The 503-nt window shown below is 56.5% G+C and carries 1 protein-coding gene; it reads left to right on the forward strand.

From position 1 onward, the window contains the following. Positions 1-210 precede the first annotated feature (210 nt). Positions 211-503: hypothetical protein (locus tag DWV16_RS19370; protein WP_199719793.1), on the forward strand; the 293-nt coding region annotated here is incomplete at its 3' end.

Here is a 503-nt window from a genome sequence, read left to right on the forward strand (position 1 = left end):
CCCTCGCTAAAGCTTTTTCTCTACCACCGGCACAGCCGGTGGTTTCTCTACAATGAAAAGAAAACGGGGCAAATGCCCCGTTTTCTTTTATATACAACGGATAAAATTCCCGGAAGCTTAACCATTCCGTAAATTTTTTCATCCATGCCTTGCATCGAAAATATGATTGTGCTACCCTTAAATTGAATCTTGCTTAAAGGAGCCGTTGCCATGAAAAAAATCGCATTCCTGCTTGCCATATTGCTCACCCTGTCCGGCTGCGGCGCGCCCGCCGCTGAACCGTCTTCCGCTCCAAAGCCTTCAAGCGCGCCCGAGGCTTCCTCCTCGGAGCTTTCCGCTTCGGAAATCGCCGCGTCCGAGGCTGCCGCAAAAGAAGCCTCCGAAGCCGCCGCGTCCGAGGCTACTGCAAAGGCCGCTTCCGAAGCCGCTGCCGCCGAGGCCGCTGCAAAGGCCGCTTCCGAAGCCGCTGCCGCCGAGGCCGCCGCAAAGGCCGCTTCCGAAGC

It is taken from the genome of Anaerotruncus sp. AF02-27 (assembly GCF_003465835.1).
GTDB lineage: Bacteria > Bacillota > Clostridia > Oscillospirales > Ruminococcaceae > Anaerotruncus > Anaerotruncus rubiinfantis.